This window comes from Pantoea sp. C1E2, from assembly GCF_056491465.1.
The window spans coordinates 700,467-714,377 of record NZ_JBSZHT010000004.1 but is presented as its reverse complement, the minus strand read 5'-3'; the positions used below and the strand labels follow the sequence as shown (position 1 = coordinate 714,377).

Genomic DNA, 13,911 nt, shown 5'->3' with positions numbered 1-13,911 from the left:
ACAAAACTCACCCCATCACCACTCGCTCATTGAACGCCTTGCGCCATTTTGTCGGCGTGGTGTTAAATCGCTGTCTGAAGTGATGGCGCAGCGCTTCAGGAGAACCAAAACCCGCTTGTTCGGCGACCTGATCAATACTGAGCCCGTTATTTTCCAGCATCGCGCAGGCCTTTTCCAGCCGAATGCCGAGCAACCATTCTCCGGGCGAAGTGCCGGTGGCATCATGAAAGCGACGAATAAAGGTACGTCGGCTCATGCCCACTTGCCGCGCCAACTGCTCGATCACCAACGGCGCGTTCAGATTGCTGCGCAAATCATCCAGCAAAGGTGCGAGGCTATTGCTGCGGCGCTGTGGAACAGGTTGTTGGATCAACTGCGCCTGGCTGCCCTCGCGTAGCGGCGGCGTCACCATTCTGCGCGCGGTGCGATTGGCGACATCGATGCCGTAATCGCGTCGAATCAGATGCAAACATAAATCGACACCAGCCGCACCGCCCGCTGAGGTGATGATGCTGCCCTCATCAACGTAGATCATGCCGTGTTCCACCTGCACCTGCGGAAATCTTTCGGCGAGGATCTCGGTGCTATTCCAGTGGGCGGTGGCACGTTTTCCGTTTAACAGCCCCGTTTCGCCGAGCACAAAGCTTCCGGCGCAGATCGAGACGATCCGCGCGCCATTTTCATGGGCTCTTTGTAACGCCGCGATTAACGCATCAGAGGCCGGTGCCGTCACGCTGCGCCAGCCCGGGATGACGATGGTTCCGGCATCTTCCAGTAACTCAAGTCCGCCATCCACCACCAACCGAACACCGCCCTGCGCACCAAACACGCCCTCTTCCACCGACGCCACGCTCAACTCATACAGTGGATGGCCAAGCACTTCATCTGCGCGACCAAAGGCCTCAACGGCAATACCGAACTCGAATGTACAGAGGCATTCATATGCCAGAAGCACCAGCCGCCGGTTTTTCGGCGCAGCAGAATGGGAACGGAGAGAAGAGGTAATTTGCATGTAAGCCTTGTCCATGATGTTGGCACGATCTTGACGATATCTGGCATCGGCATGGATTTCCACCGTTGCGTCAATCTTCCATGCTGGCACGCTCTTAACGTTACGCAGGAATTCAGGATGAAGAATATGTTGGCGCTGATGGCGGTATGCTTAGCCGCGTTGATGTCGGGGCTGGAAATCTCCAGCGTGCCGGTGATTTTGCCGGTACTGGAACAGGAGATGCAGGCGAATTTTCGCGATCTGCAATGGGTCATGAATGCCTATACACTTGCCTGCTCCGCCGTTTTGATGGCAACCGGTACGCTGGCAGATAACTACGGCCGCAAACGCATCTTTCTCATCAGCATTATTGGCTTTGGCCTGACGTCGATTATCTGCGGGTTGGCCGGGAGTGCGTTCTGGCTGATCGTCGGACGTTTCCTGCAGGGGCTGAGCGGCGGCGCGATGTTAACCTGCTTGATCGCCATCCTGTCGCACCAGTTCCCGCAGGGAAAACCCCGCAGCCAGGCCTTTGCCGCATGGGGGATAACCTTTGGCTTTGGCCTCGGTTTCGGTCCAATCATCGGCGGGTTGCTGGTGGCGGTTTTAAGCTGGCAATGGGTGTTTCTGGTGCACGGCTTTATCGCGCTACTGACATTCGTGCTGGCGCTGAAAAATGTGGATGAGTCCCACCATAGCCAGGGCAACAAACTCGATCTGGTTGGGTTGATCACACTCACCCTTTGCGTGGTCGGCGTGACCTATCTCATCACCCAGGGTGGCAGCATCGGTTGGCGCAGTCTTGAAGCCCGGCTAATCATGCTGGCGATCCTGATCAGCGCGGTGGTGTTTATCCGCACGGAGAAGCGCCATCCTCATCCGATGTTTGATTTTACGGCGTTCCGCATTCGCACCTTTTCGGGGGCTTTGATGGGTTCGATTGGCATGAACTTCAGCTTCTGGCCGCTGATGATCTACCTGCCGGTTTATTACCAGAGCGGGCTTGGATTCAGCAGTATGGAGACCGGCATCGCCCTCCTTGCCTATACCTTGCCCACCTTATTGATGCCGCCGATAGGGGAAAAACTGGTGCTGCGATTGGGTGCTGCTCGCGTCATTCCACTCGGATTATTTTCGATTGGATTGGGATTCGTGCTGATGAAGCTGGCCATTACATATCAATTAAGTTTGGTGCCCGGCGCCTTGTTGGCAGGAGCGGCGCTGGGACTCACCAATACGCCGGTCACCAACACCACCACCGGGTCCGTAGCCGCCAATCGGGTGGGCATGGCCTCCGGGATTGATATCAGTGCACGTTTAATCACGCTGGCGATCAACATCGCCTTGATGGGCAGCCTGCTGGTAGCCGGGATCGCCGCCAGTTTGCGGCAACGGCTCCCTGCCTCCAGCGATGTGGTTGCGATGGCAGAGCGGATAGCGGCTGGCGCTGAGGTTTCACTAAGCCGCGATATCGCCTCGCAAGTGCTGGCTGATAGTTTTTCCGCAGTACTGACCTATGGCGCGTTGGGCGTGGGCAGTCTGGCACTGGCGAGTTATCTGCTGTTTAAGCCTAAAAGGCGCAACGTGGCTGAGCGGACAGTCAATTCTTGTGGGCGAGATTGATGGTTATCGCGTTACGCAGCCGAAGCGGTCCTCCAGTAATGGATAACGCTGTGCATCCGGTAACTCAAAATGCCACCACTCGGTTGGCATGCCGACAAAACCACCTGCCAGCATGATGGCGTTGAGCGTCAAGCGATGGCGCTGCGCCTGCTGCGGCACATCGGGATGAAACGGATGTGACAGATCTTCCATCGCATCGAACGCAGTGCCCATATTCAGCACGTTACCCACGTCATCCAGTAACGTAAGGTCAATCGCCACGCCACGGCTGTGATTCGAGCCCGTGGCGGGCGGTACCACATAGTCGGCATCCGGACAGGCATCCCACAGATGCCACTGCGCCTGCTGCGGGCGATATGCATCAAAAATCAGTAAAGTGAAGCCGGCCAATCGGGCGACCTCAATACTTTTTTGCAGCGCGCGCGCCGCTGCTGGATGCAGCAGGGCCCGCGCTTCACGATAAATGGCGTAGCCGGTAATGTTATCGGCCGTGGCGTATTTAAGGTCAAAAGCCAACGTCGGAAAGGTAGCGGCTAAATCAGTGAGTAAAATGTCCTGCGTCATCCTTCATCCTGTTGATCAATGTTCCGGCAATGATAATAGCTGGCGCGGCAGCATTGTCAGCCGCTCTGCGCCCTGCGGCGTTACGCGTACGGTTTCGCTGAACGCCAGACTTTGCGCGGAAGTATACATATGGAACACCATATCCTCTTCCAGTAACCACTCCGCTTTAGCATGGAAGCTACAGGAAAAGTCACTCGGGCGCGGCGTGCGCGTATACAACCCCAGCGCATAGCCGGTGATGTTGGGGTAATCGGCGCGGAGTCCATGGCGCAATAACCCATCGCGTACAATCGCATCCACTTCCCGCGCGCTAACGCCAGGCTTCATGGCTTTGAATTGTTCATCCTGAATCGCGATTAACTGCTGCGCCAGTTCAGCGCGCTGGGCGGAGGTTTCGCCCACAATAAACGGACGCATCAGGCGCGCGCTGTAATGCTTTACTTTGGGGATCAGCTCAACGTGCAGCACATCGCCACGCTGTAAACGCTGCTCGTGGCCGCTGGCATGCAGAAAACCATTGTCGCCGTTGGCAATCACAATCGGCCCGGTTTCTCCAGTATCCGCGCCCAAGCGCAAAAACTCGCCCGCTGCCAGCGCAGCGACATCGCGCACGCGCCATCCGCCCAGCACGGCTTTGCCGATCTTTTCCAGCGTGCTATCCGCAATGGCGGAGGCCTGACGCAACGCCTCCAGCTCCGCCGGGAATTTCACGCTGCGCAGCCGATCGCTCACACCGGTTAAATCGCACCACTGCACGTCCGGCAAATGGCGCGACAGCTGCTGCCAACTGTGCACCGTCATGCCATAAGAGGTGTAATCCGCGCCCAACCGCGCCCGTTGAAAGCTGCGTCGAACCAGACTGTGCGCCACCGCAGACCACGGGTCCTGATCGTCGCGATAGCTTTCTACCGCCAGCACAGGCGATTGCGCACGGCACGGTGCTTCATCCAACTGGCGCAGCACCATCCAGGGATCGCCATTAAGCGGCACCAGACAAGCACGGTACAAGGTTTCTGACACGGTATAACCGGTCAGCCAGGCCAGCAGTTCACCATGATCGATGATCATCACATCAACATGAGCCTGCTGCATCTCGGCGCGCAGGCGGCTCAGCGCGGCAGCGTTCATTAAGCGCCCTCGACCGGCTGGCAGATCTCCAGAATCGCGAGCAGATAGATGCGCACCATATCGAGAAATTCGGTTATCTCGACGCGCTCATCCGGCATGGTGTTGTACTTGCCGCCAGGGCCGCAAACGATGCCTTCCATGCCCGCATGCTGATACAGATGCGCGGCATCGGTGCCAAAGAATGCCGGCGGCGTAATGACGCCAGTGGGCTGTTCGGTGCCGCGCACGGTTTTCCAGCCACGATTCACCGCTTTGACAATTGGCGACTCCGGAGACACTTCGAATGGCAGCATGGTTGGCTTATCGCGAATGCCGTCATCGAACAGTTCGGCTTTCAGGCCCGGGAAGCGCTGGCACAGCGTATCCAGCAGCGCCTGTATATCCGCCAACACGCCTTCAACGGTTTGACCCGGCGCAAAGCGGGCTGAACCCTTCAGGCGAACAAAGTCGGCAACCTGTGGCGGGCGCCACTCTTCCAGATCGCGTCCCAGCGCGCCGTGCACGGTGCCGATATGACCGCGGTTGATTTTGAGATGCTCTTCCGTTTTTGCACCGCTGAACACCATGCCATTAATCTGCGGAATCAGCTCGACGGCGGCGTTGATCGCGTCCACCGCCTCTTCGCGTTTCGACAGATGGCGCGTATCACCGGTGAGTTCAATAGTGAACATTAGCGATCCCGCATGCATAGTCAGCGCCTGCAGATCGGTCGGCTCTGCATTGATAAAGTAGTCAGCACGCACCCCCTGCTCAATCGCCGCCAGCGTGCCAATACCGCCCTGCAGTTCACCCACCACGTAAGTCAGAATCACATCGCCTTTCAGTTTCACCCCGGCATCAATCAGGGTTTTCAGCGCACAAAAATAGGCCGCATCACCCGCCTTCATGTTCGAGACGCCAATGCCATAAATGAACTGGTCATCTATTTTTCCCGCCCAGGGATCCACCGTCCAGCCTTCGGTCACCGGATTGGTGTCCAGATGACCATTGAACAGCAGGCTGTTGCCGCCGCCGCTGCCCGCCAGGCGGCCAATGGCATTAAGGCGATCGCCGGGCACCTTTTGCAGCTCGGTTTCCAGGCCCAGCTGCGTCATCTGTTCAGCCATATAACGGGCTAACTCTCGCTCGCCATCGGTGGAGCTATAGCTCTTGTGCTGCACCATTTTTGCCAGAAAGGAGAGGCAAAACTCGCGATCAATATGATGGATCAGTTGTTCAGGGTTCATGCGGTTCTCGTTATGCAACGGATTGGGATAAGTCGGGTACATGCACCGCCTCAAGCAGTGCACGGGTATAGGGATGCTGAGCTAACGCGCTCATGTTCTCGCCGGGCAACACTTCCACCACATCACCGCGATACATCACCGCCACGCGATGGGCGATTTGGCGTATCAGGTTGAGATCGTGGGTGATAAACAGATAGGCGGTGCCATAGCGCCGACGCAGCTCCAGCAGCAGTTCAATAATGGTGGCCTGCACCGACACATCCAGCGCGGCGGTGATCTCATCACAAATCACTAAATCCGGGGGATTCGCGAACGCTCGTGCAATGGCGACGCGCTGCTTCTGGCCGCCAGAGAGTGCGTGCGGATAGCGCGAGGCGAATTCAGCCGGAAGTCGCACTTCCTCTAATAAACGAGCGACCGCTTGCGCTTCGGTTTCCCCCGGCGGCAAACCGTATAAACGCAGCGGACGCGCGATGATTTCGCCGATGGTCATGCGCGGATTCAGTGATGCGTCCGGATGCTGAAAGATCATCTGCACCCGGCGACGATACTCTTTATCCATTTGCGCCCGGCCTTGCAGCGCATAGCCGCAGAAGTCGATTGCACCGCTAAACGGCACCAGTCCGGTGATCGCCTTGCCCAGTGAAGATTTTCCCGAGCCCGACTCACCGACCACACCGAGGATTTCACCCTGATGCACGGTGAGCGAAACCGCATTGGCCGCTCGCGTGGTATTGGCTTCACGCTTGAGCAAGCGATCGACAAAGCCTTGATGGCCGTAATCGATGGTGAGGTTGTCCAGCGTCAGCAAAGGCTGTGAACCCGCAGCATCCTGTACCAGACGCTGCTGTGGGTTTGGCACAGCGTTAATCAGCTTGCGGGTATAGTTGTTTTGCGGTGCGCTAAACAGGCTATGCGTATCGGCCTGCTCCACGATGCGCCCTTGCTCCAGCACGCAGACCCGGTCAGCGACTTTCGCCACTAGCGCCAGATCATGCGAAATATACAGCGAGGCCACCCCCGTCTCTTCTCGCAGACGTTCATAAAGATCGAGAATCTGCGCAGAGCTAATCACATCCAGCGCGGTGGTCGGTTCATCGAAGATCATGCAGTCCGGCTGACAGGCAAATGCGGTGGCAATCAAAATGCGCTGCTTCTCACCACCAGAAACCTGATGCGGATAGCGGCGCATCATGCGCGCCGGATGCTTAAGCTCGACGTCATGTAACAGCGACTCGCCCAGCTCTTGCGCTTCACGGGCATTCAAGCCGCGATGACGCCGCAGCACTTCTGTCACCTGCTCGCCCAGCGTGAGGGTAGGATTAAGTGAGGCGCTTGGATCCTGAAAAATCATCCCCAGCTTCGCGCCGCGCAAGGCCATCAGTTTCGGCGCAGGCAAGGTCAGCAGGCTGTCACCGTTGAGACGGATGTCGCCCCACTTCTCCTGCGCATTATTGGCCAGCCAGCGCATGATCGCCCAGCCGAGGGTGGTCTTACCGGAACCGGATTCCCCGACTAAACCCAGCACTTCACCGGGCATCACCTCTAAGGTGATATCGCGCAGTACTGGCAGTGATTCGCCGTTTTGTAACGCGTAATCAAGGCTGTAATTTTCCACCGACAGCACCGGTGCAAGGTTGTCACGCATCAGTGGCTCCTTGGGTTAAGCACGTCACGCAGACCGTCACCCAGCAAGTTAAAACCAATCGCCACCAGCGCTATCGCCAGACCAGGAATCATCATCATCCACGGCGCGGTGAAGAAATAGGTGCGCGCCTCGGAGACCATCAGCCCCCACTCAGGTTCGGGCGGTTGTGCGCCCAAACCGAGGAAGCTCAGGGTGGCAAACAGCATGATGGCAAAGGCCACGCGGATAGTGGCTTCAACGATGATCGGTGCCAGGATATTCGGCAGCATCTCGCGCAGTATGATGTAGTGTCCGGCTTCACCGCGTGCAATCGCTGCATTGATGTAATCCTGCTGCCGCGCTGCCAACGCCACGCTGCGAGAGATTCGCACCATGCCCGGCACAAACGCGATGGTGATTGCCAGCACCGCATTCATGCTGCTCTGACCCAGGGTGCTGACAATCAGCAAGGCAAACAGCAGGCTGGGGATCGCCATCACCGCATCCATGGTGCGCATCATAAATTCGTCTATCTTGCCGCCCAGATAGGCGCTTGCGGTGCCCAGCACTGAGCCCATCACCATGGCTAGCGCTGTTGCCAGCAGTGACAACATGATGGTGGATCGTGCACCGACCATCACCCGGCTGAAGATATCGCGCCCCATCTGATCGGTGCCAAACCAGTGCTCAGCACTCGGCGGTTTGTAACGTGTCAGAATCGAGATCGACTCGGGATCAAAGGGCGCGACATGCGCGCCACCCACCACCATCAGCAGCGACAACAGGATAATCAGCACCCCGACCGCGCCCTGCGGTGAACGCAGTAAACGTTTTAAAATATCAGGCATAAGAAATCCGCTTATCCAGAACCACATAGGCCAAATCGGCGAGGAAGTTCACCACCGAATAGGTCGCGGCGAGAATCATCACGCCAGCCTGAATGGTAGGCAGATCGCGCGCCTGAACGGCGACAATCAGTTCACGTCCAATGCCGGGAATGGCGAAAATCTCCTCGACCACCACAATACCGCCGAGCAAGTAGCCGACATCCAGCGCCACAATGGTGATGGTCGGCAGCAGGCCATTGCGCAGCGCGTGACGCCAGAGAATGCGGCGGCGCGATAGCCCTTTCAGCCAGGCGGCGCGGATGTAGTCGGTGTGCAGTACATCGACCATTTCCGAGCGCACCATGCGCGAGACATGTGCCACCAGAATCAGCGCCACGGTTATCGACGGCAGAATCAGGTGTTGCACACCGCTGATGAAGTTTTCACTCAGCGGCACATAACCGGTGGCGGGCAGAATCTGCCAGACATCGGCAAACAGCAGCAGCACCAGCGTGGCAGTGACAAACTCGGGGAAAGAGATGCCGATATAGGAGATGACGCTGACCAGCACATCGGCGGTTTTGCCGCGTCGTACCGCCGCCCAAATACCCAGCGGGATGGCAATCACCAACATCAGCAGTAGCGCACACACCGCCAGCAGCAACGAGCGCGACAGTGCCGTCAGCAGCGTGGGCCCCACTTCAAGACCGTTACGCATCGACACGCCAAAATTGCCCTGCAGTGCCTGACTTAACCAGTGCCAGTACTGCAACCATGCAGGCGCATCCAGTCCCAGCCGTTCACGCACCGCGGCAAGTGCCTCCGGCGTGGCGTTTTGGCCCAGCAAGGTGACAGCAGCATCCGCCGGTAACAGCTGGGTGATACCAAAGACCAGCAATGACACCACCAGCAGGGTGTAGATCATCAGCAGCAGGCGTTTAAGCAGATAACTCGCTGTCACAGTCGCTCCTTAAACCGCGCGCTTGGGCGCTTTTTCGCTCAGCCAGGTATGGTCGAGACGGAATACTGCGCCGCGCGGATGCAGGTGATAGCCGCCGACGTAATCGCGGCTGGCAGCCAGCAGATCGAAGAAGGTCGGGATCAGCGAGGGAACCTCATCATGCATCAGCTGCTGCGCTTTGCCGTACAGGGTGGTGCGCTGGGCATCATCGTTGGTTTCACGGGCAGCGTTGACCGCGCTATCAAAATCGGCGTTGTTCCAGCGGGTCTCGTTCCATGATGCGGTCGAGGTGTACAGCAGTGAGAACACCGCATCCGGCGTCGGTTGCATGTTGTAGAAGCCGACGTAGAAATTGCCTTTCTTCCACACCTGATCGAGATAGGTGCTGTGCGCCATGGTCTGCACGTTGATGCGGAAACCGCCCTGCTTCGCCATTTCACGCAGCGCGATCCCCAACTGGGTGCGGGTGGCGGGTTTGTCTGAAGCAATCAGCGTCAAATCGAGGCCGTTGGGATAACCTGCATCTGCCAGTAATGCTTTGGCTTTGCTGTAATCCAACGCTTTTTTTGCCAGATTGGCGAAGTACGGATAAGCAGCATTGATCGGCGTATCGTTGCCCGCTGAACCCAGGCCATCCGCCACAAAATCAACTGACGCCTGACGATCCACGCACAGCGCCAGCGCCTGCCGCACGCGCACATCGTTAAATGGCTTCTGATCGCAGCCCATGTTCACATTCAGGAACTGACCCGACGCCACGCGCAGCGGCAACACGCCAGACGATTTAGAAAGACGGGCAAACTCACTCGACTGCGCGCTGAGCATCAAGTCGGTATCGCCGGAGATCAGCGCCGAGCTTTCCGCGATGCCATCGGGATACACCACCACTTCCACGCCATCCAGATACGGACGCGCCGGATCGTAGTAGTGCGGGTTGCGCTTCACCACAATTTTGCGTTCGGGATCGTAAGAGACCAGCTGGAACGGACCGGCACCGAGCGAGGCTTTGGTGAGCTTGTCGTACTGACCTTGTGCAATGTTGGCGGGAATGATTTTAGCGTCTGGGTAGGCCAGCATCACCGGCAAATCAGCGTAAGGGGCATCGGTTTCAATCAGCACGGTGTTGGCATCTTTGGCGCTCACGGCTTTGATCGGCCCGATGTTATGCAGCGCAGGTGAGGCATTTTTCGGATCGAGCAGCGCCTGCAAACTGGCGACCACATCTGCCGAGGTCAATTTGCTGCCGTCACTGAACTTCAGGTTCGGGCGCAGGGTGAAAGTCCACTGCTTGAGATCGGCACTCGCCTGCCAGGATTGGGCTAAATCTGCTTCCGCTTTCATCTCCTGCGTCAGTCGCGTCAGCCCGCTGTACAGAAGCTCCGCCACCAGATATTCCGGGTTGACGCGCACCTGATGCGGATTCAGCACGCTGACGGCCTGATCGACACTGATACGTAATACGCCGCCTTTACGTGGCGTGCCGCCCGGCGTCGCGCTCGCCACCGCTGCGGCATGGGCCGAGAACGACCAGGGCAGCATCGCCGCGCCGGTCAGAGCGGTAGAGCTGGTGATAAACTGTCTGCGGTTTAACCCTTTCATCGCGCACATCTTCTCTTCCTCGTTAGTTTGTTAAATACCCTGGGTTGGCTGAAACTCATCGGCGAGATACGCCAGAATGGACTGCGAAAGTGCTATGACATCTGCCATCGTTGTGAACTCATCGGCGGCATGAATGCGGTTATCGGGGCGGGCTAAACCGCCCAGTAAAATTTCCTGAATCCCGGCTTGCTGAACCCAGCCCATATCTGAACTGGTTGACGATCCCCAGGGTTTGAATTCGTCACGGTGGAAGCCAAAGCCCTGGCTCAACGCGGCCTGCCAGCGTGGCCAGTGCGGACCATCAGGATTAGCCACCGGGGCCAGGTGACCAATCATTTGCACCGTGACATCAAGCGCAGGGCTGTTGTGCATGGCGTGGCTAATACAGTGGTTCAGTTCCTGCCACACGTCGTCAAACGCCTCTTCCGGGGCATAACGGCGATTGATCAGCAGCTCAAAGCGTTCGGGGATGGTCGAGCCTTTGCTACCACCGTTAGCGGCGGCCAGCGTCAACAGTGAAGTCAGCGGTTTATCCTGGTAATGCGGCGGTGCAGGCATCGCGGATTTGCGCTGTTCGACTTCGCCTTTGAGCTGATAGAGCGCGTTCATCAGCGGCAGCGCGGCTTCAATGGCGTTCATGCCGTGCAGCGGATCGCCGGAATGCGCAGAGCGCCCGGTGATAATGATTTTGAGATCGATACTGCCAAAGCAGCCCGCCCAGATGCGCGGCACTGCGCCACCGTTGAAGCTCAACAGATGCCCTGCGAAAAGCTGTTGCTCAGCCAGATAGCGAATACCGGGATAGAGCCCGCCCTCTTCATCGGTACACAGCAGGAAGACCGGATTGAAACGCAACGGCAGATTGCAGGCCTGCGCTGCGCGAATCGCGGCCATCGCCGCCACAATCGTCCCTTTCATATCCGCTGCGCCACGGCCAAACAGTTTGTCTTCCGCTACTGTCAACGCCAGCGGTGGAAAACGCCAGCCATCACCCGCTGGCACGGTATCGGTGTGGAAGTAGAGATTGCAGTTTTCTGCCGCACCGCTGTTTAGGGTCGCCAGCAGATTCACCCGCTCACCGTGCGCACTGCCATCTGGCGCTTGCCACAGATTTTCCGGCACCGAAACACGCTGGAAACTGAAATTCATTGGCGCCAACAGGTGCGTCATCAGGTCGGCAAACTGCGCATAGCCATTGCCCGGAGGGAAGCAGGTATCCACTGCCAGCATGCGCTGCATATCGTCAGTAATCTGTGCATTGTCATCCGCAATTTTCGCTAACGCGCTGTTAAGGCAAGAATTTTGCAACATAGGATTTTCGTCTGTTGTATTTCTATATAGTTTATAGATAATGCAATTCAAGGATGCAGGTCAATCGGAAATCAGAAACATGCAAAAAAACTATGACGCAGACGACACTCCCCAATTCTCTCGTTTAAGCGAGGGGGAAGGCGCGCCTTTGTATGAAGTGGTGAAACGCCATATCAGCGAGTCGATCCTGCAAGGTGAGCTGCCAGCAGGCACAATTTTGCCGAGTGAAAACAGCCTGGCGGCGAAGTTTGGCGTCTCGGTGGGAACGATACGTAAAGCGTTGGCGGCGTTAACCACCGAAGGGATGTTGATGCGCCGTCGCAAGACCGGCACGGTGGTGACCGGTTGGGCACCGCTGCATAACCTGAGTCACTTTTTTCAGTATTTTCGCTTGCACGATAAGAGCGGTGGCCTGCTTCATTCGGAAACAACACTGCTGGATTATCAGTTGGGTAAAGCCGACGAGTCGGAAGCAGAAAAACTGCAAATTGCCTTAGGTGATGACGTGATACGCCTGAAGCGTTCACGTCGGGTGAAAGGCATTGCGGCCATGCATGAAACCCTGACCTTGCCTGCTGCGCGCCTGCCTGATTTTCCTTCTGCGGAACGTTTGCCATCGTTGCTGTATCGCTTCCTATTTGAACAATACGATGTCCGCGTGGCTGCGGTGCGAGAGCAGATCACTGCTCAGCTGGCGAATGAAGAAGATGCGACGTTGCTGGAGCTGAAACTGCCGCAAGCAGTAATGGTGATTGATGAAGTGTCTTTTGATCAGAGTGCAATACCGGTCATCCTGGCGCACCATCGTTTTAGCACTGAGCACTTCATGTATGTGAATGAGGTGCGATGAGACAGTTTCACGCCCTGCGATACCACAGGGCGTAAACCGGATCAGACCGTCGATAAATCTGTCGAGGCTATTTCGCTGCTGCCGCCTCTTTCACCCAGCCATCAAAGGTGGCCTGATGGGCATGAATCCAGCCATCCACGTGGCGTTGAATGTCTTCGCTTGAAGACTCGCCCGCATGCATTCGCTGATTCTGCGCATTGACATCGTTCAGCGGCAATTTAACGATGGAGAACAGCTTAGCGGCAGCAGGATTCTTCTCTGCCCACGCCTTATTCGCCACCACATGTTCGTTATTCGCTTTGAAACCGTAGTTCTTGCCATTCGGTAGCGCGGTATCTTCATTTTTCTGCGAGCCTGGTGTCGCCGAGAATGGCACAGTCAGCCATACAACATCCCTGCCCGGTTTTAATTCATCACTGACCCAGTAAGGCGTCCAGGTGAAATAGAGCACGGGCTTCCCTGCTTTATAGCGTGTCAACGTATCAGCAATAATGGCAGAATAATTCCCCTGATTCTGCTGTACGGTATTACTCAATCCGTACGCGCTGATTTGCGCATTAATCACCTGTCCACACACCCAACCCGGATTACATCCAGCGAGATCGGCTTTACCATCATTATTGGCATCGAACAGCTTTGCCAGCTTGGGATCTTTCAGCTGAGAAATATCGGTGATGTGATATTTATCGGCGGTTTTTTTATCAATCAGATAACCCTGAGCAGCACCACTGATGTAGGTGCCCTTACGGTAGAATTTGCCGTCGCCCCCCGCTGCGTTATACATATCATTTTGCAGCGGTTCCCAGTTGACCGCCATGTAGGTGGCATCACCCGCAGCAATCGCGGTGTAAGCCACATTGTAATCCACTTCTTCCGTGGGTTTGACTTCATAACCGAGTTTTTCCAGCGCTCTGTTAATCAATTCTGTTTGAAACGACTCCTCCGGCAGGGTGCTTTGCACCGGCGAAACAGTCACGCCTTTGCCCGGTAGATCGGCAGCAAACGCAGCGGGAGAACTGATTAACGCAGTGAGGGAAATAGCGAGTACATTTTTCCTGGTCATATTCAAAACCTTATTATTTTAGCTGCCAGCGAATGGCATAAGAATATCTCTCTGCAATGAAGAGAGATGAAATGTGGCGATCAATGATGTGAAGCTTGAATTAACGCTTACTGATGCAAATAGTGACGTGCGTAACGAAGG

12 protein-coding genes are annotated in these 13,911 nt (G+C 56.6%); 2 read left to right on the top strand and 10 right to left on the bottom strand.

Going from position 1 to position 13,911, the window contains the following annotated elements; genetic code table 11:
- Positions 1 to 7 precede the first annotated feature (7 nt).
- Positions 8 to 1,012, bottom strand: a complete 1,005-nt coding sequence (locus tag ACXI0A_RS24860; protein WP_476147139.1) for a helix-turn-helix domain-containing protein — start codon at positions 1,010 to 1,012, stop codon at positions 8 to 10.
- Positions 1,013 to 1,129: 117 nt separating this feature from the next.
- Here ACXI0A_RS24860 and ACXI0A_RS24855 point away from each other — a divergent pair, with 117 nt between their 5' ends.
- Positions 1,130 to 2,614 carry an MFS transporter gene (locus ACXI0A_RS24855; protein WP_476146357.1) on the top strand — a complete coding sequence of 495 codons (1,485 nt, stop codon included), beginning with the start codon at positions 1,130 to 1,132 and terminating at the stop codon, positions 2,612 to 2,614.
- Positions 2,615 to 2,617: 3 nt separating this feature from the next.
- Here ACXI0A_RS24855 and ddpX read toward each other — a convergent pair whose 3' ends face one another.
- Genes ddpX through ACXI0A_RS24815 form a run of 8 tightly spaced genes read right to left on the bottom strand, consistent with a single transcriptional unit; the run spans position 2,618 to position 11,857 of the window.
- The gene (ddpX, locus tag ACXI0A_RS24850) at positions 2,618 to 3,178 is read right to left on the bottom strand and encodes a D-alanyl-D-alanine dipeptidase (RefSeq protein ID WP_476146359.1); all 561 of its coding nucleotides are present in this window, start codon (positions 3,176 to 3,178) and stop codon (positions 2,618 to 2,620) included.
- 15 nt (positions 3,179 to 3,193) lie between these two features.
- The gene (locus ACXI0A_RS24845; RefSeq protein WP_476146361.1) at positions 3,194 to 4,306 is read right to left on the bottom strand and encodes a M24 family metallopeptidase; all 1,113 of its coding nucleotides are present in this window, start codon (positions 4,304 to 4,306) and stop codon (positions 3,194 to 3,196) included.
- Positions 4,306 to 5,532 (bottom strand): M20/M25/M40 family metallo-hydrolase, encoded by a 1,227-nt coding sequence (locus tag ACXI0A_RS24840; protein ID WP_476146362.1) that lies wholly within the window; start codon positions 5,530 to 5,532, stop codon positions 4,306 to 4,308. The genes ACXI0A_RS24845 and ACXI0A_RS24840 overlap by 1 nt, the downstream gene beginning before the upstream one ends.
- Positions 5,533 to 5,542: 10 nt before the next feature.
- Positions 5,543 to 7,180: a nickel ABC transporter ATP-binding protein NikE gene (gene nikE / locus ACXI0A_RS24835; RefSeq protein WP_476146364.1), complete on the bottom strand. Its 1,638-nt coding sequence runs from the start codon at positions 7,178 to 7,180 to the stop codon at positions 5,543 to 5,545.
- The gene (locus ACXI0A_RS24830; RefSeq protein WP_476146366.1) at positions 7,180 to 8,007 is read right to left on the bottom strand and encodes an ABC transporter permease subunit; all 828 of its coding nucleotides are present in this window, start codon (positions 8,005 to 8,007) and stop codon (positions 7,180 to 7,182) included. The genes nikE and ACXI0A_RS24830 overlap by 1 nt, the downstream gene beginning before the upstream one ends.
- Positions 8,000 to 8,947, bottom strand: a complete 948-nt coding sequence (locus ACXI0A_RS24825; RefSeq protein WP_084932348.1) for an ABC transporter permease — start codon at positions 8,945 to 8,947, stop codon at positions 8,000 to 8,002. The genes ACXI0A_RS24830 and ACXI0A_RS24825 overlap by 8 nt, the downstream gene beginning before the upstream one ends.
- Before the next feature lie 9 nt (positions 8,948 to 8,956).
- Positions 8,957 to 10,555, bottom strand: a complete 1,599-nt coding sequence (locus ACXI0A_RS24820; protein ID WP_476146368.1) for an ABC transporter substrate-binding protein — start codon at positions 10,553 to 10,555, stop codon at positions 8,957 to 8,959.
- Between the two features lie 21 nt (positions 10,556 to 10,576).
- Entirely contained in the window at positions 10,577 to 11,857 is a 1,281-nt protein-coding gene (locus ACXI0A_RS24815) for a M20/M25/M40 family metallo-hydrolase (RefSeq protein ID WP_476146370.1), read from the bottom strand.
- A 79-nt stretch (positions 11,858 to 11,936) separates the two neighbouring features.
- On the opposite strand from ACXI0A_RS24815, the gene ACXI0A_RS24810 reads away from it, so the two are divergent.
- Positions 11,937 to 12,707, top strand: a complete 771-nt coding sequence (locus tag ACXI0A_RS24810) for a UTRA domain-containing protein (protein WP_476146371.1) — start codon at positions 11,937 to 11,939, stop codon at positions 12,705 to 12,707.
- A 67-nt stretch (positions 12,708 to 12,774) separates the two neighbouring features.
- On the opposite strand, the gene proX is transcribed toward ACXI0A_RS24810, so the two are convergent.
- Complete coding sequence (gene proX / locus ACXI0A_RS24805; protein WP_476146372.1) at positions 12,775 to 13,770, bottom strand: glycine betaine/L-proline ABC transporter substrate-binding protein ProX; 996 nt, start codon at positions 13,768 to 13,770, stop codon at positions 12,775 to 12,777.
- Positions 13,771 to 13,911: the final 141 nt, after the last annotated feature.